The sequence below is a fragment of the Photorhabdus cinerea genome, assembly GCF_011189575.1.
Classification (GTDB): domain Bacteria; phylum Pseudomonadota; class Gammaproteobacteria; order Enterobacterales; family Enterobacteriaceae; genus Photorhabdus; species Photorhabdus cinerea.
The window spans coordinates 1-252 of record NZ_PUJW01000164.1; the positions used below are offsets into that span (position 1 = coordinate 1).

General features: G+C 47.6%; 1 pseudogene. It reads right to left on the reverse strand.

Annotated elements, in window-relative coordinates:
* Positions 1-138: pseudogene (locus C5469_RS23170) on the reverse strand (Tn3 family transposase); the annotation flags it as partial.
* Between the last annotated feature and the right edge of the window lie 114 nt (positions 139-252).

Genomic DNA, 252 nt, shown 5'->3' on the forward strand with positions numbered 1-252 from the left:
TCCAACCCTGAAATTTTGGCCATCGGATGAGGATGTTGTACCGTCTCCCCAGAATGCTGACAGTGGGTACTTTTTCTGGGCATTCACCAGTTCGGCAAGCGCTGCCGCATAGGTTTCATCCCTGATGGGGTCCGCTTGGAAAACGGAAAATATCCTACGCTAAGCCTATTTATTGCACAGTTCCGCATCAATACTAAAACTCATTATGTGCATTTCGGCGTTTCCGGCGTGCAATCCCACTAAATTTCTTGA